Origin of the sequence: Pseudobacter ginsenosidimutans (genome assembly GCF_007970185.1) — a bacterium.
GTDB classification, from domain to species: domain Bacteria; phylum Bacteroidota; class Bacteroidia; order Chitinophagales; family Chitinophagaceae; genus Pseudobacter; species Pseudobacter ginsenosidimutans.
Genome location: NZ_CP042431.1, coordinates 6,807,535 through 6,832,088 on the forward strand (window position 1 = coordinate 6,807,535; position 24,554 = coordinate 6,832,088).

Here is a 24,554-nt window from a genome sequence, read left to right on the forward strand (position 1 = left end):
TCTTATTTTTCAGGAGACAGTACGAATATTTTCAAATTGCCTGTATTCAAATATTTTTTCGCAGCCTCTTTAAAACTCTGCGCGCTAACCGCTTCAATTTGCTTAGCCACTTCAGTGATCTCTTTAAGTTCCCTGCCCACCTGTAGTTTAGCACAGATCTGGCTCGTCCAGTATTCGTTTCGCTTGAGCTGAACTTCCAGGCTCTTTGCAAATTCCGCTTTGAATTTTGTCAATTCCCCGGGACTTGCGCCGTTGGTAACCAGCTTGTTCAATTCATCCTTTGCAGCCATCGTCAATTTTTCCACCATTGCAGGCGAGCAGGTAAAACCGATACGTAATTCATAGCGTTTGCTGTTATCCAGCATGCTCAATGAAATACCAGGCGAATACACTTCATGCTCTGTGCCACGAAGCCTTTCCGTCATTTTAAGCTGTACTATATCCCTGATGGCCGTCATATTTCCCACCAGGTTGACGTCATCCGTATATTTCCCATCCAGGATCATCGTTACGGTAGACCGGTCTGTTTTCCCTTTTTCGATTATTTTAGTAAACCCGCTTTCAGGATATGCATATTGAATGTAGTTGGTCCCTTCATTCCTGTTCAGCGAAGGAAGACCTGCCAGGTATTTCTGTACCATTGGCCTGATCGAATTGAGATCGAAGCTTCCTACCAGTACAAAAGTGAAATCTGAAAAATCAGCAAAGCGTTCCTTATAAATTTTAAGCGATATATCCGGATCGATCATATCAACTCTTTCTGCAAATGCAGCTCTTTTACGAAAGTGATGTCCGAACATGATAGCGTTGATGGAATCCGCATACACATTTGATGGCTTACTGTATCTTTTCATGGCCCTGTCTTTGGCTTCCCTGAGTACGCTGCCAACCAATTCCTTATCCAGCCTCGGTTGCGTGAAATAGAGATACATCAGTTGAAAAGAAGATTCCAGATCCTTCTTACTGGTGTTTGCATTCACCCCTTCATAATTTTCGCTGATAAAAGGATTTACCTGCATGATCTTGCCAGTCAACACCCTCGATAATGTTTTCAGGTCCAGGTCTCCAATACCGCCTCTCGATAAGATCCCTACAGCATCGATTGCCGACTGATAATCCTTATCCGGATAAAGGGAACTTCCCCCAGGGCTAAATGCCGAGATCAATATCTGATCATTTCTGAAAGTTGTTGGCTTGAGTACCACTTTTGCTCCATTGCTCAATTTCCAGGTAGTGATCCCCATTTCCTGGTCAGTTGTTTCAGAAACAATGCTCCCTCCTTTGGGTAACTCGTTCATCAGTTTCTTATTCACTTTCTTTTCTTCCTGAACCACCAGTTCCTCTTTTTCTACTTCTCCTGTCCATTTTTCCAGTTCTTCCACACCAGGAAGCTGATCCTGTTCATTCAGTGGCGCTATCACATAGAAATCCCGGTTCTTATTATTGTAAAACTTTTCAATGACGGCCTGTACTTCTTCCAGCCCGATATTCCTGATATGCAGGTTATAGAATTCATTGTAAAATTCAGCGGAAGGGTATGATAAATTCTTTAAAAAAGCATTGACATACACGGTTACATAATTTTGAGACGTCACCTTGCTCCGTTCACCAAACTGATAATCCCTTTTTTCAATAAAGGAAGCCTTCGCACGATCCAGTTCATGCTGGTTAAAGCCTGATTCTTTCACCTTACGGATCTCACGCATGATGGTCTTGAATCCTTTTTCGTATTCACCGGGGTTGACTGTTACATTCACTGAAGCCGATCCCAGGTCAGCAAATAAAGTCTCTATTTTTGCACTTGCACTCAGGAATGGCATTTCAGCCCCTCTCCGCAAATCATTACTACGGTTAGCCAGCATTGTATTGAACAGAGAAACGATCATGGAATTTCTCAGGTCCAGCTCGGACTTTATTTTGTCCCGGGCAGCATATTTATGCAGCACCTGAATGGTGGTATTGGTGATCTCTTCATCCAGAATTGTCTGGTAATGTTCCCGCTCAATCTGCGGTATCTTCACTTCCTCCGGTTGAGCGGTATTGCTATTCTTTTTCAGATCGCCGAAAATGGCAATGATCTTTTTTTCCATTTCCTCCGCATCAAAATCACCTACTGCAATGATGGACTGAAGATCGGGCCGGTACCAGTCATGATAGAATTTTTGCAGATCGGCAGCCTTTGCATTCTTCAATACGCTATCGATCCCGATGGGGGATCTTTCTGCATATTTAGCGCCATTCAACAGGTTGAACAGACTTTGTTCCCTGATACGTTGTTCCAGTCCCTGCCGCTGCCGTTTTTCAGCCAGGATAATGCCACGCTCCGAGTTCACGCCTGCTTCCGTAATCTCGATATGCTGCGCCCAATCTTTCAGGATGGCCAGGCCGGTGCCCAGCAAACTGCTGTCCTGCGTAGGAATCGGAAGCTGATACACGGTTTCATTATAACTCGTGTAAGCATTCAGGTCAGCTCCGAATTTGACGCCGGCCTTTTCCAGGAAATCAATCACATTATTTCCCGGAAAATTCTTTGTTCCGCGAAATGCCATATGCTCTAAAAAATGCGCCAGGCCACGCTGCGCATCCGTCTCATGAACAGAACCTATCTTATTCACAAGGTAAAGCACTGCCCTGTTCTCCGGGTTCCTGTTCTTACGGATATAATATCTTAAACCATTCGGCAGTTCACCGGCAACAACGGCAGAATCATTCGGCAATATCTTTTTGTCCAATCCTGTCAATGAAACTTTATCGTCTTTACAGGATACTAAATTGATGACCAAAAGTAACAACACTAAAATGCCAGCACTTCGTTTCAATAGAATATTCATAATGAAAAATAAAATGATTAACTATTTCGCAATTTCTTTGAAGGAAAGAGATCGAAGATCCCTTCCTGCCGGATGATCATCATACCATGGCGATCATCCGAAATTCCCTCCTGCAGCGTATAGGTATACCGGGTAGTATGAGCTTCCAGCAGAGAGGGCATATATTTATATTGGATCCCAACTGCTTCCTGTTGCAGCAGCGCTCCTACTTCAACAATATGGGTACTCAGAACAAACAGGCTCTGCTTATAATCCAGCATGGCTTTGGCCACGCCTGAAGTGGCGTCGAAGGCATCCTTTACATTGGTGCCCTTAAAGAGTTCATCAAAAATGATCAACAGCTTTTTGCCTGCCGCCACTTCAACAGCCACATCCTTTACGCGCAGTACTTCTGCGTAAAAATGGCTGTACCCCTTACTGATATTATCAGGTAGATTGATAGAAGAATAGAAACCATCATACACGGAGGTTTCCATTTCACTTGCAGGAACAGGAAACCCCATATGCGCCAGGTAAAAACAGATACCAATGGTTTTCATGAAGGTGGACTTCCCGGCCATATTGGCGCCGGTAAGGAACAGCAGGTTCTGTCTGGCATCCAGTTGCAGATCATTACCAATGGCCTTTTTCAAACCGGGATGATAAGCTCCCTTCAGCTTCAGCAACGCGTTCTGACCATGATGGATAACCGGAAAACTATAATTCTTTTCCTCTATCATTGCTGCGATGCCCAGGAAAAGGTCCAGCTCATAACAATCACGGAGCAGGGAATTGAACGCTTCATGGTTGCTGCCACGAAGAAAAGATTCATACTTACTTTGTTGTATAACCGATAAATTACCGGATGCAATACCCTTTTCAGGCAGCTCCAGCAATTTATTCTCCAGCAAAGGAAGATAGCGCCCGGTCAGGTTTTGAAGATAGGCGGAATCGATGCCTGCCAATGTTCCCTTAAACCAATCGCGGAGTTGCAGCAATGCCTTTAAACCATCTGTGAGCAGCGCATTCACATGCTCCTGTTCTTCTCGCATTCCGGCTATTGCTTTTGATTTTCTTTTGAAAACCTCGGTGAACAATCTGGCTTTGCTAACGGGTGCAAAGCTTGTGATGTATTGTTCCAGCGCCCCGAACTCCTGATCCCCGACTGGAAAAACAATCGCCTTTCCAACCAATGATTTGATATTCCACTGACGCTCTTCTATGGCAGCTGCCTGTGTAAGCGGCTGCTGGAAATACTGTTCCAGCAGTTGCTCTCCTCCTTTCGTTTTTGTACGGTTAAAAAGAGAAAAAACAGAATCGGTTTTATACTTGCCCAATAAGTTAAGGTCCTCCGTAGTCTGCTTATCGGTACAAAACGATTTCACTTCCTTATTCATAGTATTGTGCTTTCTTTCCATTCGCTAAAATGTCCAGGATACCTTCGTTTTGAATGATCAGCATACCATGACGATCCTGCGTTACCCCTTCAGTCAGAACATAAGTGTAAACAGGTATATTGTGCTTCATCACTGTAGGCATATAGGAATATTGAATGTTCCTGCAGTTCTCGCGCAGGTTATCCGCCGCTTCAACAATATGGGTTGATACCAGCATCAGACTGTTTTCCAGCTCCGAATAGAGGGAAGTAACGGCAACAGTAGCTTCATGTGCATCTTTCACATTCGTTCCCCGGAATAATTCATCGAATATGATGATGAGCTTTTTCCCTGCTGCCAGTTCCATCGATACTTTTTTCACTCTCAACACCTCTGCATAAAAATGACTATGTCCCATTTGTATACTGTCAGAAAGATTGATGGTAGTATAAAGTCCATCATTAACCGTAAACTTCATGGAATCAGCAGGGATGGGGAAACCGATATGCGCCAGAAAAACCGTGATACCAAAGGATTTCATCAGGGTTGATTTTCCTGCCATATTAGCCCCCGTGAGGAACAATACACGCCGTGAGGCATTCATTTGTATATCATTTCCCAATGCATCTGGCACCAACGGATGATAAAATCCTTTTATATCCAGTTGCTGATCGCTACCGGGCAGTACTTCCGCAAAAGCCAGTTTTCTTTCCCTGGCAACAGTGGCAACAGAAATATAAATATCTAACCAGTATACATACTCTAAAATGGTTTGCAGCTGATCATAATGGGTAAAGCGGAAGAACCTGTCGCAGGAGGCCATCTGTTCAAAAGATAACCGGCCTTCCATCAGGGAAGCATATGTTAACCTGAATTCCTGATCATCCAGGATAGTCTTTACCTCATTTTGCATTTTTTGAAAAGAAGTACTGTATCTGTTATCAGCAGTTTTTTCCAGGAAAGCGCGTAAATGCGTCAGGCATTCTCCTATTGCCTTCAGGGCTTTTTGTGTGAAGTTCAACCGGGTGTCTACCCCCAACCATTTATTCAGCTTGCTTTCCATGGTCTCGCCATCCGCTCTCAGCAGGGTCCTGCTATCACGATCGGATAAATAAGCCACCATCACCTCAATCCAGACTGCTTCCAGCGGAAAGGCGGAAGAAGACCGGCAGAAGAATTGTATCGTTTCACTCCGGTCCCTGATCTCCGTTTCTCCGGTAGTGGGATAATGAAAGATCTGCTCCAGCTTCGCTGCGCCGCCTGTTGTGTAGGTCCGGTTAAAGAGAGAATAAACAGACTCTTTTCCTTTTTTCCCAAAGATGTTCAAATCATCCAGGGTTTGCTTATCTGCATTGAAGATCATAACTGTTTCTGTTTTTGATTACCTGGCCCTTCTTCTCATCCAAATAAATACACCAATCAAAGCCAGTACCAGCGGGAATCCGATTTTCAACAATCCACCAACCATCTTCCATGATTTGGAATAGTTGAGCTTATTGTCGACGGGTGGAGCCAGGCGCATATCGATAGGCGCTTTGCCATCACTCAGCCAGAAAAAGGCGGCTGCGATCAGGTAATAATTCGCGGCTCTTACTTTCGGTCTGTTGATGCCGAGCTCTTTATTACTCAGCCAGTCTGCATCACCGGTCACCAGTATCTTTTGTTGTTTATCATTCACAGTTCTGCTTAAAGCCATTACAGCAGGATATTCCTGTTCTGATTCTCCTTTTTCAACATCCAGCACAGGTAAATGATCGATCGTATTGAAGCTGTCTTTTTCAAGCCAGACGCCGGATGCAGGCGTTCTGAAAAGCGTAGTGGCCTCAAACCCTTTCGATGGATCAAATTGCAGTACAGAGCTGCCGGCAAGCGCAAGGGAATAAGCCTGTTTCTTCATATCCTCCAACTGAAAAGAGAACTTAACAGCTTCATCGGAAGGCCGCAGGGCAACTACATCGGGTTGAATATCTTTATTGGCATGCACCAGGGTACCAGGCAGGAATGTCACCCCGATCTCTTTGGTGATCTCATTCATTTGTGCAGAAACATCCGGTTCACCTGCAATGATCAGGTTGCCTCCTTTGGCGATATACTTTTCCAGGTTTTGCAGCTCGATGGCGGAATAGGGTTTCCTGGGCTCTGCAATCACCATGATCTGTATATCAGCAGGTACTTCAGACGCCAGGGAGATATTGGTAAAATCAAATCCCTGGTTCAGCATGGAGTGACGGAAAGTTTTTTCCTCTGTTACCATATTATAGCCCCTGTCCTGGTTTGAATTGCTTTGTCGTTCTCCATGTCCTTCCACAAAACCCACTTTCGGAAGTTCCATCACCAGGCGTTTAAGAGCCGCCGTTATCTCGGCTTCGCTGGGATGCACATACATGTCGTTGAAGATGCGCAGGAATGTCTTTTGTCCATTCGCCGCTTCCAATACATGTACATAACGGTATCCTTCACCCGACAGATCTACTTTGTCGCTGATCTCGTCATAGGACTTCACATCAAAGGACCAGTCGTTCAGGATCTTCAGGGAGTCCATTCTTTCTGAATCGGACAGTTCAGGGAAGCGGGTTTCCAGATAGGGATAATTGGCGCGATTGTAGTACAGGGTTTGCTCCAATTTCATATCAGGTTTGAAGCGGAGATATTTTTCAAAACGCTTGGCTTCCTGCTTATAGTTTTTCGGTAATCCATAGAAGTAATACCTGTCCAGCATATTCGCATAGGTATGAATGGTCAGCGGACCTTTCAGCATGTCAACCACTTTCTGACTGTTCTCACTGATCGTATTCACTTTCGAATAAGTGGTATCATAATAAACCTTGAAGGAAGGCAGGGCGCTTACATAGCCAACAAGACAAACCACGATCAGCGTTACTGCATACCTGGAAAAGGTAGCCCAGGCAGAGATCTTCTTTCTTTCAACCTGCAGCTTTATGATAGTGAATGAAACGAAGAGAAGGATCACCATTACAAAATAAAGCAGATCTTCCGAAGTGATCAGTCCTGCAATGAATGTGTTGCTTCTTCCTGAAATAGCGATCCAGTAAGTGATATCCCTCACAAATGCAATATCCTGCCACCAGCTTTTCATCAGGTTCAGCAATGCCAGGATCCCCAGTGTACCAATGGCGGCCACTACCGTATAAGAAGTGATGGACGACATAAAAATACCTACAGCAGTATATGCACAGATCAGCAGGAACAATCCCAGCAGCGCGCAGAGTACAGCAGGATAATCAAAGTTCCCGATGGTGATAGCGCCATGCAATGCAAACATGCTCAGTATTCCGATCAATGTGAATGCAAAAACGATCAGCGCCAGGTACTTTCCCAGAACTATCTGAAAGCTATTGACCGGTGATGAATACAGCAGTTTGATAGATCCGCTGTTGAACTCGCGGCTGATCACTCCCATCGTCAATAATGGAATATATAAATAGAGATAGCCCTGAATGCTGAGAAAGAAGCCATCCATTTGGTTATTGAAAATGGCATAGGTAATATTTTTGGTTGCCTGGCCCACAATATCCCTGTGCGCCATGGCGCCATAAAGATTGGTATATACAATACCTGTCTGAAGTGCAAAAATCACCAGTATCAACCAGGCTACAGGAGAATAAAACAATACCTGTAATTCCGCCTTTGCAATCCGATATGTTGTTTTCATTTATTGTTCTTTTGTTTGACTGCTTAATTTGATCAGGACTTCTTCTTTGAGAGCTCGGCAAAAATATTATCGAGTGAATTTTTGTTTTGTGAGATATGCAACAACTCCCAGTTATTCTCCACAGCGCTTTTCACGATACGTGAGATCACCTCCCTTGAATCGGAAGCATAGTTCACTGTATAGTCGATACCTCCCGTATGGGTTGCATCAACCACTCCGTCGATAGCTGTCAGGTACTGCAGGGAAGGAAGCTGCGCCAGGCTCAAAGAGAGCGAGCTCGGCTGCAGGTAGGTGTCGAAATCCTCCATGGGACCGGAAAAGATCATCTGTCCTTCATTGATCATCCAGATATGCTCACAAAGCGCCTGAACTTCCTGCAGGATATGCGTAGAGAGGATCACTGTTCTTTCTTCAGCGATATTTTTGATCAGCTTCCTTACCTCCAGGATCTGGTTAGGGTCCAGTCCATTGGTGGGCTCATCAAAAATTACAAATTCCGGTTTGTGAATGATTGCCTGTGCAATACCGGCCCTTTGTTTGTATCCTCCTGAAAGATTTTTGATCAGCCTCCTTCTATAGTGAGAGAGATTACATTGTTCCATTACATTTTTTACAGCAGATGGAATTTCTGCTTTGGGTATCATACGCAGGTGCGCACAATAAGTCAGATATTCCTCTACAGTAAGTTCAGGTTGAACCGGGGGCACCTGGGGAAGAAAGCCGATCCTCTTCTTGGCCTCCACCGGATGCGTATCCAGGTTGTATCCCCTGATATATACATTGCCCTTTGTTTGTTTTAATACGCCACACATGATATTCATGATGGTGGATTTGCCCGCTCCGTTAGCTCCCAACAATCCATAAATCCCTTTTTCCATTAATTCAAAGCTGATGTCTTTGATGGCCCATTGTACACTGTACCGATGGGATAGCTGTTCCACTTTTACAATAGATTCGCTCATAAATCCTGAAAGTTTTAAAAAAATGATGCCCTGTATCGTCTGTTATGACGATTCCAATTAAAGCATATATGTAGTTGGAGGATTAACGCATGATACTGTTCTTAACAGTGATATCGGCAATGACTCCCAGGCCCGTCATACGGTGTAGCTCAACGGGGTCGGGCAATGTAAGGGATGCATCGGAAATATTATAGAGAACCACTGTGCCGTCTTCCAGCCCCACTGCCAGTTCAAGGAAATTGTCGCTTTGGCTCATGGCAGTGATCTTACTACCGAAGGAAGTGAAGAGTTTGGCGGCACTACCTGTGATCATGTCATAATAGTACAGGTCTGTATTGCCAGGCCCTCCGGAGAAGAAAATAAAATTCCTGTTCTTGATACCTAAATATTTACTGTCTGCATTTACAAGACTGCTACCGGTAAATGGCTTCCTTGCTTTGGGAGAGAAAGTAATTACCCGATTCAGATTGCGCATGGTAAATGACTGCAGGTAGATCTGCGTTTCTCCCGGTTTCCTCATCAATACCACTCCATCGGTGGAGGCTCCATTTCCGGAATTAGGCAGTTCATTGAAGGAGCCGCCCCAGACATATTCCCAGTCACCCATATGATTGAAGTTGACATGGTCCGCAGGATAAGGAGTTGCAGGCGCCGGGCTCGGTAATGTATCGATAACCACCCACCCTCCTGTTGGATTGGGTCCGTTCAACGAGAGGTAAAGGATCCTGTTGTTCATAGCATCATACATGAAGTTCATCAGGTTGGCATTGGAATATGGATTCCACAGATCGGTGATCTTCATTCCATGCAGCGTGGTCATAGGAATATTCAACCAGGGCATCGAAAAGGGAACAGGTGAATTAGAGAATAATCTCGGATACACCTCTCCGTTTGTATTCACCAGCAGATGGGCATTGGGATAGAAACCCATATTGACGGGGTCGATATTGGCAGGCGCACTACCCGCAAAAGCGTCCCTGAGCTTCAGCCTCTTCTGAAGGCTGTAGGAGTCCAGCTCAACTGTTCCCTGCCCTCCCTGCTGCATTACTACCAGGCTCCATACACCAGTCACCGGATAGTTCTTCAACTTTATCGGTTTGCTTCCCAAAGATTCACCATCGTTCTTCCTTTTATAGATATCACGGTCATCTACATACACTTTTTGAGTGGCATCATAACGGATATGCGCAAGCTCTGATTCTCCGTTCTTTTCATACAGGATAGTATAGCCGCTCTGATAGGGAGAGGCCAGCCGCAGTATGGCAGTAGTAGAGAAGTATTTAACCTTTGTTGCTTTATCCACCATGCAATAATTGATGGGCAATGTTCCGGGTACTGCCCCATTGTACACCAGGATGGAATCGGTACCCGCCAGCTGATCACTTACATACCATTCATGACCGTAATCTGCTGCGGTTTTGGTGGGATCGCTGTATTCCCTGATAGCATCGATGGTTACCGGGTTATCTATCAGTCCATCGATATTGGTAGCCTGAAATCTTATAGTAACGGGGCTTCCATCTTTATAGGAATAATTACCCTTGTCTTTGATACAACCCGGCATTGAAATGAGCAGGGTGGCTAAAGCAGTATATATAGAAGATTGTACTTTCATTGTTTTCAGATTAGTAATTAACCAATTAAGGGAAGACTGGCCAGCATATCCGATCCATCTTCCAGCAACAGGGGCGTTCCGTTTTCCTTCATTTCAATTAAGTAATACTTGAATTGAAGCATCAAAACACGTTGCTGGCTGGGATCAAACGCAGCAAGATCGCCTACACCTGTAACATCCATGAAAGCCCTGAATTTTTTCTCGGAATAGATGCCCAGATAGAATCTGTCCATTTCTGCATTCCACCAGACCGGCTTTGCTATCAGGTCACTGATCTTGAAAACGCGGTAAGCATAATTGGTCTGACCGGCTTTCACGGCTTCGGTATCCTTGATCCTGATGGTCAGCAGCACTGCTTCAGTGGCCAGCTGAGGAATATTCTTGAAAACGATATGAGCAGTATCCTGTGTAAAGCCTGCCCTGTATTTGAATACAGTGGGAAGCGTATAGGTAGTGGCAGGCGCATTGGATTTGCCCTGAACCACTTCGATAAGATAGTTCAGGTCCTTTTCAGGCATAGTGCCAGTGAGCATTACGGGCATTGCCAGATCCACTTCCGATTTACCAGGATGGAAGAAAAAAGAAAACTGCATGGTATCGGTGAAAGCGGTGGTAAACTGAATGTAATGACCGCCTTTATAATTTTGGATCTCTCTCTTTGAACAACTTTGTAATGAGAGGCCTGTAACAACCAATAATATTATTGCTAATTGTTTCATGAGTGCTGATTTCGATAATTAGTTAATGAATTCTCCTTCTGGAATTTTGAGTGTGAACCTTTCATCCATGGGGATCAGCTGAGTGCTGCTGACCTGCATTCCCTTTCCTAATCTTTTGTAGGCAAAGAGGGTTTGACCTTCCGTCAGGAATTCCCTTCGATATTCATTTAATAACTCGTTATAGAAACCGGATTCTGATTGATCTGTGAATGTATTGATCTTACCTCTCGCTACTCTCACCTGGTTGAGAATGGTAAGGGCATCTGCGGTTAGTCCTTTACGATAGAGCGCTTCACTATAGATATAATAGACCTCACTCAGCCGAAGTACGGGAGCAAAAGTGTTCTGCTGCGACCTGAATGTGCCGGTAGAATTGGTGGCAATCCATTTTTGACTAACCAGATCAGTTGATACTACAGCGTCCGGGATCAGCAGGTTGAGCCGGTAATCTCTTTCAGCAGAAGGAAACCAGGCCGATACCTGTTTGTTGATCCTGTACCTTACGGTGGTTCCCTTATACGCGGTAATATCCGCTACCAGGTCTGTATTGAATGATCCGAACAATACATCATCCGCGAACTTCGTGTATATGTTCACGCCAGCTGCATTGGTGGAGGATGTAAACTCCCACCATTTCTTTGTTCCCGAAGGACCATAGGTGTATACATAAGATGCTTCACTCAATGCGCGCTCCACATCACCGGCATACAATGCCACTTTCGCCAGCAAACCTGCGATGGCTACATGGTTCAATCGCATCATGCGGAAAGAGAAAAAACGTTCTTCCGCAACATTGGTGCCCACTAAGCGGGTGCTTAGTTTGGTGCTGAGCGAGGCCCTGTTCAGGATGGTATCGTTCTCAGCCACCAGGTTCTTTGCTTCTTCCAGGTCGTGCTGAATGTTTTGCAGAACAGTGGAAGTAGGCGATGGCGCAGTGTAATAGGAAGGATATTTGTCAACATAAGGAATGTACTGCCCTGACAGGTCCTGTGCCGGGGAAGGAGCAAAAAGTCTTACCAGCTCAAAATGAAGCATCGCCCTCAATGCAATGGCTTCTCCAAGGATCAGTTTTTTCTCCACATTGCCAAACTGGAATAATCCGGTATCCTTGCCTTTTATTTCATTGATCAGCTTATTGCTGTTGGCAATGGCCTTGTAGGCATTCCCCCAGATATTTGTTCCTATGGCAAGAACAGCGGGATCTGTCTGAACGAAAGTGGTGGCGGCATTCTGGTATTCCTGCGAAATATCATTACCGATATAATCCTGTGCCAGCGCGCTATTCAGGCCCCAGGTGAGGTTCCTGCCATACAGGTTGCCTTCAGCAATGTATTGGTAGATCCCATTCAATGCATTCCGGAAGCCGATCCCTTCACTGAACAGGCGTTCCTGCGTGATCTGATCGGTAGGCTTAACATCCAACCATTTATTACAGCCGGAAAAAACAAGTACGCAAAGTACTACTGCTATATGTTTAATGAATGTTTTCATGTTTCTGTTTTTTATACAAGCACAGCTTACAATACAATCTTTACAGTCAAATCATAGTTCCTTGCAAAAGGATAGGAAGTTCCCCTCTCCTGCAGAATGGTTGACCAGGTGGCCAGGCTATTGGATGATAATTGCACTTTCAAACGCGAAATACCAAAGTTTTGCAGCTTCTTCGAAACCATGTCATAAGCGATGCTGAGTGAATTGAACCTCACAAAATTGTTATCCTGGATGAACCTGGAACTGGGCCTGGTGGTGTAACTACGGCTGGCAATGTCTTTCAGGGGAGTGATATCGCCCGGCTTCACCCACCTTTCCAGCAGGATCCTTTTGTCGCCATTCTTATTGTATATGTCTACATTCTCAACTTTAGTTACCAGGGTCCTGTTGTATTCCTGCGCACCATATTGATAGAGGAAAGATGCAAAAAGCGAAAAAGCCTTATAGCCGATATTGAATCCAAATGATCCCTGGCCTTTGGGAGAGTAATCACCAATGATCGTTTGATCGGAAGCCAGCCAGTCGTAGGTAATAGTGCCATCAGGACGAACATACACTTCCTTACCGTTCATAGGATTGATGCCCATTGAACGCATACCAAAAATGGAAGTAAGCGATCCGCCTTCTACATATTTTGTGTAAGGGGTTGAATAGCGATCCAGGTAATGCGGGCTGGTAGGCGTGTTTCCTGTAAAACCGTCGTACTGGGTATTTACGAGGTCATTGTATTTTTTCAGGGAGTTGGATAGTTCCAGCAATTCGTTCTTGTTGCTGGCAAAGTTGCCGTATACAGAGAACTGAAAATCTTTCTTACGAATGATATTGGCTCTCACAAATAGTTCAAAGCCCTTGTTGCGAACCTTACCGATATTATCCTTGTAACTGGTATAGCCGGAAGAAAGCGGAAGATCCACATCGTTCACGAGATTGTTGGTGATCTTATTGTAAAAATCGACGTTTACAGACACAAGGTCTTTGAAGATCCCGACATCAAGTATCAGATCGTAGGTGGTTGTTTTTTCCCAGGTCAGTGCAGGAGATTCCATGCCCATGAGGAATGCACCGTTACCGGTTGCATACCATTTGTCCTGGTAAACAAACAAACCTTTTGCCGCGTAAGGAGGGAAATTTGTTTTGCCCAGTTCGCCCGTTGTTCCGGTCAATCTCAGCCTGTTGAAAATACCCAGGTCTTTCACCCATTTGTATTTATGGAAATTGATACCGGTACCCACAGACCAGAATGGAGCAAAGCGGTTGTCAGAACCGAATTCGGAGGATCCGTCCAGACGGCCTGAAAGATCAAGCAGGTAGATATCCTGGAACGCATAGTTCATGGTCACAAAACTTCCGAACAAACGGGTATGGTTATCCGAATACCCCGGCTTACGTACGATCTTGTTGGCGAAATTGGGAGAGTTCTGCGAACCGGAAGGGAACCCGGTGTAGTACTCGGCGGACATGGTCACATTCGTTTCGCGGGCATTCATTCCACCGGAAAAATTGAAACTATGTCCGGCAAAACGGTTTTCATAGCGCAGGAATAAATTGGTGTTATATCCTTTGTTGACTGTTTTTGTACGGGTCAGTTCTCCGATATTGCTGAGATCGGTACTCGTAAGCAGATTGTATTTGCTGGATGCCGGATCGATAAAAGCATCTGTCCAGGAATCCTGCCTGGTGAGCGCCAGGTCAGCCCTTAACTGAAATTTGGGTAAGAAGTTCCAGATAATTGCCGTGTTATTGACTAAGCTGTAATAACCGTTCTTGTCAAAACTATTTGTATTGAAGGCTTCATACATGGGGTTGAAGCGGTTGGAGATCAAACCGTCTCCTGCATGCCAGAGGGTAGTATTTTTTACCGGGCGGCCGTCCGGTCCGTAAATTTCATCGTAAGGCGCCTTGGTGGTATAAGTGCTGAATTCGCCATAGGGAGAAGCCTGTGCATCCACCACATCATAAGTGATATCATTACGGATCTGGAATTTCTTTTGCCTGTAATCGATCCCCAATCCTCCTCCTTTCCTTTCACGGAAAGAGGATTTCATCACGCCTTTCTGCTTATCGTATTTCACCAGGAAATTGAAGCGCAGGTTATCAGTACCTCCGTCGATATTGAGCGTGTGTTTGTGATTGAATACATTCTCCACCGGTTGTGCGATCCAGTCTGTATTCACACCACGGGCAATTTGATTTTGCTTCATCAGCAACTCTTTCAATATCCCTCCTTTTACCACGGGTGTCATCTCAGGCGTTACTTTATAGTAGCCTGCCAGGATCTCTGCCTGCAGTTTTTCTTCTGCATTCATTAAATTATAGTCGGAAAGATCGGGTAATGTCATAGAGCCTACCATGGTATAATCCAATCTCAGTTTGCCCGGCTCGGGCGCCACTGTTTCGATCACCACTACTCCATTGGCCGAGCGGGAGCCGTACACAGCTGTTGCAGCTGCATCTTTCAATATGGTGATGTTCTTGATACGGGTGATATCAAAATCATAGACCCTTTCTGCAGACACTTCGTATCCATCCATGATGAAGATGGGCAGATTGGGGTTGTTGGTAAGGGCGGCCTGCGAAACATCAACCTGGTCAAGCGCTTTAACGCCAATGCCTGAACGACCGCGGATATAGAATTCAGGAAGAGTATTGGGATCGCTGCCCATCACATTGTTGACCTCTATGCGGAAGGAAGGATCGAAAACCTGTAATACATCCACCAGGTTTCGGTTGCTCACTTTCAGCAGGTCTTTCTGAGTAACCTGGATGGAATTGCCGGTAAAACTTTCTTTTTTCATGCGGCTATATCCGGTCACTACTTCATCCAGGGTCTTTTCGGCAACTTGTAATCTGATGAGAATGGAAGTGGAATTGGTAGTTACCTTATGAGTGGTTTTCTCAAAACCCACATAAGTGATTTCGAGTATATCACCCGTATTGGCCTGAATGGAGAGTTCTCCACCGGGCCCTGTGACCTTTGAGACGCCGCTGTTCTTATTGGTGACAGTTGCGCCGGTCAGTGCATTTCCATCTGCACTGACCACCCTTATTTCTATTTGAATGGGAGGGATCAAAAGAGAGGGATTGGAACCTGGTGGAGACAGTAGTGCACCTGCATTGTTATTCCCTCCGGGTAGGGTTTGCGGGGTAATGAATACAGTTCTGTCGGCAATCCGGTAGGTAAGCAATTGCCCTTTCAATAATTTCTCCAGGAAATCTTCCAAAGGAAGATCCTTTGCTTTTATAGAAACAGGTTTGGTGTTGGTAAGTAGCCCTTCCTTGTAGAGAAAAACAAATCCTGTTTGTTTTTCAATTTCCGTAAACACTTTTTCCAGTGAAGTACCGGAAGCGGCGTACGTAATTTTCTGGGCCAGGCCATTGGCGCTCACATTGAGGAACGCAGCAGTTAGTAAGATCACAGTCAGCTTCATCGCTAATAGCATTTGAACAATCCCCCGCTGCCTCAACCAGGCGAATGGGGAACAATAAGCAATTTTTCGCATACATTTGCATTGTTTGGGTTATGAAAGCAGTCTTCCCGACTATATTTATCAGCCTGAACATTTTCCGTTCCGATGGCCGTCGGAACGGTTTTGTTTTTTGGCCTGCTGTATTACTTAACTTTCCGGTTTATTGTACTATTAACCTGCGGTCCTCCAATCTTAGTTTCAGATCATTATCCGATAAAAATGTAATTACATCCGAGAGCGTAACGCCCCGGCTCATTTTGCCATGGAATTTTATTGAAGGCACTGTTCCTTCATAGCGTACTTCAATATCATACCAGCGTTCGAGCTGCCGCATGATCTCTGATAGCGGCATGTCCTCGAAATTGAAATTGCCGTTCTTCCAGGCCAGGATCTGATCGATATCTACTTTGGAGGCGATGGTGATGGCGTTGCCAATCCTCGCCTGCTGGCCAGGTTGAAGGACCTCAGCCTGATCTTCTTTTTTCACTCTGACCTTTCCTTCGATCAATGTTGTTTTACTACTACTTTCATTGTCGTAGGCATTTAGATTGAAGCTGGTCCCCAGCACTTCAATGGAAGAGCGATCTTCCACCTCCACGATAAATGGTTGGGTTGCATTTTTTGCCACTTCAAAATAGAGCTCGCCGGAAACGCTTACTGCGCGTTTATTTCCGGTAAAGCTGGCAGGGTATGTAATGGAAGAGGCAGCATTCATCCACACTTTGGTGCCATCGGGCAAAGTCAGTTTGTATTGGCCGCCTTTTGGAGTACGCAATGTATTGGTCATTACTTTTCCATCAGACGCCCCATTGAGGTTGTATACGATGGTTCCGTTGGATTGCTTTTCAATGGCAGCGGTCCCTTGTTGGGCGATGATCCCATTTGTTGTGCTATCGAGAAAGATGGACGATCCATCTGCGAGTGTGAGTATTGCTTTATTAGTGCCGGGTAAGATATCTTTTGCGGAAACGACGTTCTGCACTGCTGTTGATCCAGTTTTTTGTCTGAACAACCAGAAGTAAGATCCTGCCCCAAGCGCAATTACAATAACGGCGGCCCATTTTAACCAGCCGGCAGATTTGACGGGGAATAAGGACTTACGGGAGCCTGCATTTGGCGCCGCTTCGTGGCCGGCTATATTTATGATGGCTTCCTGGAGTTCCAATAACCTGTCTTCCTGCATTGGCTGGCCGCTGACATATCCTTCTGCTATCGCTTGCCGGATCAGCTGCCTGCTTTCTGATTCATTCGCTGCATCGGTCATGAGCGTCATCAGTTCTTTCAGCTCGGCCTCCGTAGCCCCGTTCTGCATTGCCTTATTATACAATTCATTTATACGAGTCATATAGGATAATAAATGCTTTTCTATAGAGACAACATTCACTATCCTTTTTGGGGGAGTGGGTTATAAAAATTTTTTTGCTTCTGCTAAAATGAGAATGATGGGAATGGATTTATCCAATCTCGAAGTACAATAAGTGCGGATATTCCGCATAGCCTGCTCCAAATGTGTTTTAACTGTTTCGGGAGAAACGTTCATTTGCATGGCCGCTTCTTCGCGTTTGTATCCTTGTTCTTTGATAAGCCGGTATGCTTCACGCTGACGGGGAGAAAGATGTTGAACTGCCTGCTGCAGCAGATCAGTCAGTGCATTCTCCTGCATTTCTTCCTGATTCACTTCTTTGTAAAAGTCGGCTACCCAGCTTTTTACATCATTTTTCTTACGAAGTGATTGTTTAATAACATTCAGGGCCATGTTTTCGGCAACGGTGTTCAGCCATGCTGTGAAATTATCCAGCAAAGGTAAGTGGGTACGCTTCATCCAAACTTTCAGGAATAAGTCCTGCACTACTTCTTCCGCCATCCATTGATCGCCGGTTAAACGGAGCACAGCATGATACACACCTACGTGTTTTGCCCGCATGAGCTGGGTAAAAGCTGCTTCGTCACCGGATGCTATTTGCAATAGAAGCTCTCGTTCATTGTTAAGTAGGTCAAACAAGAAGGTACGTTGATTATGGGTTTAGGAGCCAAATGTAGGGTTTTTGGTTTATAAAATGTGGTTAGAACTTATGCCTCCTGGTTTGCGGAAATCAGGTGGCTTGAAAGATAAATGATGAAAAAGAAAAATCCTTCTGATCAAAAGACCAGAAGGATAGTTCTCACGGGCAGGAGAGCCCGGCAATACATCTTATTATTTTCCCAGTTTCTTTCTGTATTCCGCCAGTTCCTTCTCCCCTTCAGCAATCGTATCCGCTGTGATGAAACCTGCAAACTTTCCATCTTTCATTGCCTGCTTTCCTTCTGCAACGGACTTCTCCTGGTTCTCCACGGCCGCTGCATAATCCCCCATATTCGCATAGCCTTTGGCAATCATATTATATACCAGTGAAGCCGGCTGTGGTGTATTGAACAAGGTTTTGCTCAGTTCAATACCATACAGGTAGGCCTCTTTCTTAAGACCTGGCTTATTCACGATCACCGCGCCTGTTGACGCAACATATCCCGGCTTTGATTTTTGCCATTCCTTTGCAAATGCAATAGCGCTGTCTTCATTGATATGATCAAGCAGTACCTGGAATTTGAAAAAGCCAAATGTTCCGGCAAAATTCGGGTCTGCCTTCATTCCTTCTTCTGTTAACTTAAGCGCTTCATGGTATCTCTTTTCTTTCACAGCTTTTTCATATTCGCCAAAAAGCTTACGGAAAGGCGCATACGCTGAATCATTCTCTTTGTCTTTTTGGATTCGTGCATTGCGTGCCGCCATCACATCATAGTTTCCGCTGTTCACCACTTTCACAATGGAATCCAGCTCAATTGGGTGCCCCATCCACTGGATGATACCATCCTTTACCATGAAAGTGCAGGGAATACCAGACTGCCCTGCAGCTTTCATCCACTTATTGCCCATCCACTGATCTTCACTGTCTGAGATCACACTGAATCCCATCTTGTCTCCCATATTCTTCACAAATTTCTCCACTTTCGGAAGTGAGGCGCCTGGCAGCTTGCCGGCAGACTTGCTTTCCCAGATGTTCACAGCTATCACAGTTGCTCTATCCTTGTTTTCTTTGGCAAATTCAGAAAGATGGGGCATCGATGCGATACAGGGACCGCACCAGGTAGCCCAGAATTCGAACAGGTAAAGCCTTCCCTTTTCATAACCTTTCACTGGTTTTCCTTTTATCCATTTCCCGTATTTGAGTGGCGGCGCTTTATCGCCAATGAATAAAGTGGGTTGCTGCTGTTCTTCCTGCGCCAGGGTGGCCAGGCTTATCATGAATACTAAAACAAAAGACAGGGCCCTTCTTCCCGCGTTCATTACTTTGAAATGCATGGTTTGTTTTTTTTGAATTTGAATTTATTTTTCGATGGCTTACACAAAAGCTTTCTATCCGCCGGAAAATTTCCATTATCCGGCGTCAGTAAGTTGTTCAGAATTTATAGGAGCAATTAATTGTTGGGTATCTCAAATACCACTTTAGGGTCATCTGGTTGTATGATTAATGCAGTGCCATTGTTATCAGCTGCGAGCCTGGTCATTGGTAATCCGTTCCGGAAATAATCATAACCGGCATGATCTTCAAAAGCGAGCTCCAGTCGTCTTTCCTTGAGGATTGCAGACAGCAGGTCCTGATCATTCAGGTTATCGATATCGGAAGCTGGAAGGCCGGCACGTGTGTGAATGGTCCTGAGATCATTCCTGGCCATTGCAAAATTCCCGGTCTTCGCAAAGGCTTCTGCCCTGTTGAGGTAGATCTCTCCCATTCTGAAAAAGATATGAGGAGCGCGCGACAGTCCCTGAAAGAACAGCACCAGGTATTTTGTTGTTTCCGTGATCCCATTGGCTGGATTTATCCTGTAGAAATTGCTGCGTAAATCCTGGGCGGTAATTTGTTGTTTCAAATCCATTGATGGTACAAAAGCAGCTCCAATATTATAGTTTCCATCATAGTTGTACATTATTCCATTATAGCTTGTCCCTGTATTATTATCAAAGGCAAAAACGATCTCCTTGTTATTGGCAAATTGCGCCCTGTCAAGATCCCCAAACTCATCATTGGCAAACATGTTCACATAAGCATTTCCCAGCAGCAACGCATATTTGCTGCCTGTATGATTGATCACACTGTCTGCATAGGCGACCGCCTCTTCATTGAAGGCCTGAACAGGATCAGTTACACTGCCTCCCATGTACAGGTAAGCCCTCGACAACAAAGACCATGCAGCGGACGTACTGATAAAACTGTTCGATTTAGTCACCGGTACTTTCATCAGCTGGGCAGAAGTCTTCAATTCACTGATCACGAAATCATACAATTCCTTTACTGTTGAAGGTGCAGGTATATCGCTCACAGCACTGGTCTTCTTCAATGGTACTGCAGGATTGTTACCGTTATTCTGATAATAAGGTTTACCATATACACGCACCAGGTTGAAATAAGCAAAAGCACGGAGAAAAATATTCTCGCCTTTTGCATAGATCACTTTGTTCCTTTCCTCTGCACTGAGGCTTTGCCAACCTGATTGCTGCATCTTCTCTATACCTTCCAGCACAGTGTTTACACTAACGATCAACTGATAGGACCCACGGTAAAAAGCGCTGCTGAATCCCAGCGAGGAGCCGGTGCTGTTCCTGTAAAAAAAGGCATCAGATGTTCTGTCAACGGGCCCGAATGTTCTCAGGGTCACATTGTTTCCCCTGCTTTCTGAAATATTGGACCATGCCTGCTCATAGGCCATATCCCGTATATTGTTATCGCGCAGCAGGCTGTAATTACCATAGGTTGCTTCTACAATACCGGCCACGGAAGACAATTCCCCTTCCTGATCGATCTTAACCAAAGGTCTGATCTCATCGATCTGTTTGTTGCAGGCAACAATCAGCACCGATGCACATAATATGATGAATGATCTTTTCATTTTAATACTGTTGAGTTTCTGCTAAAATGTTACCTGCAATCCGAATACATACCTCCGTGGAATGGCCAGCGTACCGCCTCCGTTCCCGAAATCCTGCGCCTCTCCCACTGAAGGCCCTTCAGGGCTGGAAGCAATCACTTCCCTGGAATAAAGAGTATAGAGATTGTCTGCACTGAAATAGAATGTGCAGGCTGTTGACTTCAAACGCTTCAGTAAAGACTGTGGCAGGTCATAGCTCAACCTCACATTGCGCAGTGAGGCATTACTGGCATCATGAATGTATTTGCTGGTACCGAAATAATCGGATGTTGAATTGTAATACAGGGACGGTTCTGTTGCATCGGTTTGCCCGGGTGTTGTCCATAATTTCTGATGTGACCTGAAAGCTAACTGGTTGATGCCTGTTATTCTTCTGCCCTGCATGCTTTCAGCCAGGTTATCCCTGATCACATACTTCAGAGCATAGGTGATCAGCACGCTCAGTGAAAACTGTTTATGAGTGAATGTATTGGTGAAACCTCCAAAATACTTCGGTTGAAAGGAACCGATAGTCTGGAACTGCCGGTGATCGGCAGCTCCATTCACTTCTGCAACCGTATTCACATATTCCACTCCTGTTTTGTTCCCTTTTTCATCGAAGATCAGTTTCTCGAATAATGGTTTTCCATTTTCAGGATCTACTCCAGCATATCTGATCGCTTTCAGGGAATTGATATCATCACCTTTGAACATATAGTAGGAGTATTGGGCATAGTATCCCTGTTTCAGTGAATCATTGGCTACACTCACTATCCTGTTCCTGTTGTAAGCGAAATTGAAACTCATGCTCCAGCCAAATTCCTTTTTGGAAAGCAATTCGGAATTGATCTGCAATTCTATTCCACTGTTCTGAACAGTCCCGGCATTCTGCCATTGCAATGGGAAGCCTGCCAGTGGAGGCAACATAACTTTCTGCAAAAGGTCCTCTGAACGCCTGCTATAGTAATCAACGGTTGCAGTGATTCGTTTGAAGAGTTCCATATCCAGGCCGGCGCTGAAAGTTTTAGTGATCTCCCATCTGAGGTTGGAATTACCGAGCGTGGAGATATTGGCTGCCCCCTGACCACTATAGATACCTGTAGGATCATAGAGTGTACGGGTAAGGAAATTATCTCCCAGTTGTGAACCACTGGTACCGTAGTTGGTGCGCAGTTTCAGGAAAGTCAGCCATTTTGCATTCTTCAGGAATTCCTCATTGCCCAGAACCCAGGCGCCACCTACAGAATAGAAAGTGCCATAGCGGTTATTGCGGCCAAAGGAACTGCTGGCATCAGTACGGGCGGAAGCACTCAGGCTGTACCGGTCTTTATAGGTATAGCCTGCTTCGCCGAATACGGAATAAACAGCTTTCACATCTTTACCACCTTCGATATTTCCGTTCTTGGTAGTGGGTATTCCGAAAATAGAGAGATCAGATGCGCCACCAACCTGACGGCCCAGGGAGATCACAGGATAACCGGCCCGCACCTGGTTTACGTTCACCAGGATATTGTCCGTTGTTGTTTTACCAAATTCCATGGCGGTCAATACGCGCAATGAATGTTCGCCGAACCGCTTGTTCACATTCAATTGGTTGGAGGTAAGATAAGATTGCAGTGATCCGGTATTTGTTCCCAGGAATCCCTGGGGTGCATAGAATATTGTTCCGCCACCATATGTACGCACATCGATGTATTGTACATTTTTGGTATAGTTGAGATTGGCGGAATTGGTAGTGGAAATGCTCAGCCAGTCTGTTAACCGGTATTCCAGTTTTGCAGAACCGAAGAGTAACTGCGACTCGAGCGTGTTACTGTTATATTGCCTGTTGAATATAGGGTTATCCATTTCCCTTTGTGCACCGGCTAATTTGAATTTGAGCGACTGGCTGGCCGCTCCCTCTGCATTGTAAGGATTTGCCCAGGGCATTACCAGGTAGATCTGGTAGCCTGCAACATCGCCCTGATCGCGCTTTCCATTATTGAAAATGCCATTGAGCGAAATACTGGCAGTGAGCCTCTCCGTTAGTTTACTTTGCAGGTTAAGCCGGAAGCTTTTTCTTATCAGGCCCGTAGCAACACCGGTTGATTGTTCATCATAGTAAGTGGCGCCTAAATAATATTTCGTCCGGTCATTTCCACCACTTGCGGAAATATTCGCCTCCTTTGTATTGGTGGTCACAAATGCATATTTCGACCAGTCGAAGGAGTTAGCCACATCCTGCTCTGCGGGCAGTCTGTAATTCAGATAGGCACCCAGTGTAGGATATAAAGGAGAAAGACTTGCTTTATTGATTTCATAATCCTGGGTAAAGAAATCCTTTTGCATGGCATACAACTCAGGACCACTCAGGAAACGCAGGCGTCCCTGGTTGGGTTTGTTGATACCATATTTCAACTCGGCCGTGATCCTTGGCTTTTCAGAACGTCCTCTTTTGGTGGTCACAACCAGTACACCGGCTGCAGCCCTCGATCCATAGATGGATGTAGCAGCAGCATCTTTGAGTACTGTTATATCCTGGATCTCCTGGGGCGTAACCAGGTCTTTCAGATTCTGATTGGGCATGATCACACCATCGAGCACTATCAATGGACCGTATACCAGGGAAGGCATTACAAATTCATTGAACTGGTCTACCCCCACTCCTGCAATACTGCTCTGCCCTCTCACGAAGATCTGTCCGCCACTGCTGTTGGGATCGGCCGCATTCTGCTCGGAGATGTATAAGCCTACGGCCCTGCCCTTCAGGAGGGAAGCGGGGTCTGCACTGGTAAGTCCTTTTCTGAGCATATCGCCGGAGATCTTTTGTGTGGAACCGGTAAGCTCACCAGGTTTCTTTACTGTGTATCCGGTGGAGATCACAACTTCCTCTTCCACTTTTACCAGCAATTCAAGATTACAGGTCATATTCACGGGAGCATTCTTCACATTGATCTTCCTTTCGAAAGTGGAATAGCCGATACTGGTGATCTGCAAAGTATAGTTTCCGGGAGGAACATTGTTCAGCATGAATACTCCATTGGCATTGGTGGTAGTGCCTATGCCGGAGGGCTGCAATTGTACGGAAGCTCCTTCCACCGGCTTTCCTTCATGCGCTACCCGTCCGGTTACAGGAACATTGTTTCCTGTGAGTAACAGTTCAATGAAATCGATCGCCTTTGATGGTGCTTCCCGCTTTTTAAGCACCACCGTTTGATTCCGGATACTCCATGTGAAAGGCTGATCTTTAAAAGCCTTTTCGAGGAACTGCTCTACAGGCATATTACTGGCCGCCAGGTTAATCCTGGGGGCATCCTTCAGTATCTCCTTTTTGTAAATGAATACCAGTTTTGCCTGTTCTTCAACAAGCGCAATAACTTCCTCTACGGTGGAGTTCTTCGCATTTACAGAAATGGATTGAGAAAGACCATTACCCGCTACAGCAAAAAGAGAAGCAGTCAGCAACATCAAAGTCAGCTTCATAACTAAGATAGTTTTGGACATCAGCCCAAACCTGCGTT

General features: G+C 45.2%; 14 protein-coding genes. All 14 read right to left on the reverse strand.

The genetic code is table 11. From position 1 onward, the window contains the following. Nucleotides 1-2 precede the first annotated feature (2 nt). Nucleotides 3-2,783, reverse strand: coding sequence for a M16 family metallopeptidase (locus FSB84_RS26660; RefSeq protein WP_165434897.1), 2,781 nt, complete (start codon nt 2,781-2,783; stop codon nt 3-5). A 65-nt stretch (nt 2,784-2,848) separates the two neighbouring features. Further along, nucleotides 2,849-4,207: a MutS-related protein gene (locus tag FSB84_RS26665; protein ID WP_158644135.1), complete on the reverse strand. Its 1,359-nt coding sequence runs from the start codon at nt 4,205-4,207 to the stop codon at nt 2,849-2,851. Beyond that, nucleotides 4,200-5,549, reverse strand: coding sequence for a MutS-related protein (locus FSB84_RS26670; RefSeq protein ID WP_130540886.1), 1,350 nt, complete (start codon nt 5,547-5,549; stop codon nt 4,200-4,202). The genes FSB84_RS26665 and FSB84_RS26670 overlap by 8 nt, the downstream gene beginning before the upstream one ends. 18 nt (nt 5,550-5,567) lie before the next feature. Further along, nucleotides 5,568-7,859 carry a Gldg family protein gene (locus FSB84_RS26675; RefSeq protein ID WP_130540887.1) on the reverse strand — a complete coding sequence of 764 codons (2,292 nt, stop codon included), beginning with the start codon at nt 7,857-7,859 and terminating at the stop codon, nt 5,568-5,570. A 32-nt stretch (nt 7,860-7,891) separates the two neighbouring features. Further along, nucleotides 7,892-8,821: an ABC transporter ATP-binding protein gene (locus FSB84_RS26680; RefSeq protein WP_130540888.1), complete on the reverse strand. Its 930-nt coding sequence runs from the start codon at nt 8,819-8,821 to the stop codon at nt 7,892-7,894. An 82-nt stretch (nt 8,822-8,903) separates the two neighbouring features. Next, on the reverse strand, nt 8,904-10,436 hold the full coding sequence (locus FSB84_RS26685) for a PKD-like family lipoprotein (protein WP_130540889.1): 1,533 nt from the start codon (nt 10,434-10,436) through the stop codon (nt 8,904-8,906). Nucleotides 10,437-10,453: 17 nt separating this feature from the next. Next, complete coding sequence (locus tag FSB84_RS26690) at nt 10,454-11,155, reverse strand: DUF4843 domain-containing protein (protein WP_130540890.1); 702 nt, start codon at nt 11,153-11,155, stop codon at nt 10,454-10,456. 18 nt (nt 11,156-11,173) lie between these two features. After that, nucleotides 11,174-12,646, reverse strand: a complete 1,473-nt coding sequence (locus tag FSB84_RS26695) for a RagB/SusD family nutrient uptake outer membrane protein (RefSeq protein WP_130540891.1) — start codon at nt 12,644-12,646, stop codon at nt 11,174-11,176. A gap of 26 nt (nt 12,647-12,672) precedes the next feature. Then, entirely contained in the window at nt 12,673-16,146 is a 3,474-nt protein-coding gene (locus FSB84_RS26700; protein ID WP_130540892.1) for a SusC/RagA family TonB-linked outer membrane protein, read from the reverse strand. Between the two features lie 127 nt (nt 16,147-16,273). Then, nucleotides 16,274-17,458 carry a FecR family protein gene (locus FSB84_RS26705; protein ID WP_130540893.1) on the reverse strand — a complete coding sequence of 395 codons (1,185 nt, stop codon included), beginning with the start codon at nt 17,456-17,458 and terminating at the stop codon, nt 16,274-16,276. A gap of 60 nt (nt 17,459-17,518) precedes the next feature. Further along, nucleotides 17,519-18,115, reverse strand: coding sequence for an RNA polymerase sigma factor (locus FSB84_RS26710; RefSeq protein WP_130540894.1), 597 nt, complete (start codon nt 18,113-18,115; stop codon nt 17,519-17,521). Nucleotides 18,116-18,307: 192 nt separating this feature from the next. Next, nucleotides 18,308-19,450 (reverse strand): TlpA family protein disulfide reductase, encoded by a 1,143-nt coding sequence (locus FSB84_RS26715; RefSeq protein ID WP_130540895.1) that lies wholly within the window; start codon nt 19,448-19,450, stop codon nt 18,308-18,310. A 116-nt stretch (nt 19,451-19,566) separates the two neighbouring features. Then, on the reverse strand, nt 19,567-21,036 hold the full coding sequence (locus tag FSB84_RS26720) for a RagB/SusD family nutrient uptake outer membrane protein (protein ID WP_130540896.1): 1,470 nt from the start codon (nt 21,034-21,036) through the stop codon (nt 19,567-19,569). Between the two features lie 21 nt (nt 21,037-21,057). Then, nucleotides 21,058-24,516, reverse strand: a complete 3,459-nt coding sequence (locus FSB84_RS26725; protein WP_158644136.1) for a SusC/RagA family TonB-linked outer membrane protein — start codon at nt 24,514-24,516, stop codon at nt 21,058-21,060. Between the last annotated feature and the right edge of the window lie 38 nt (nt 24,517-24,554).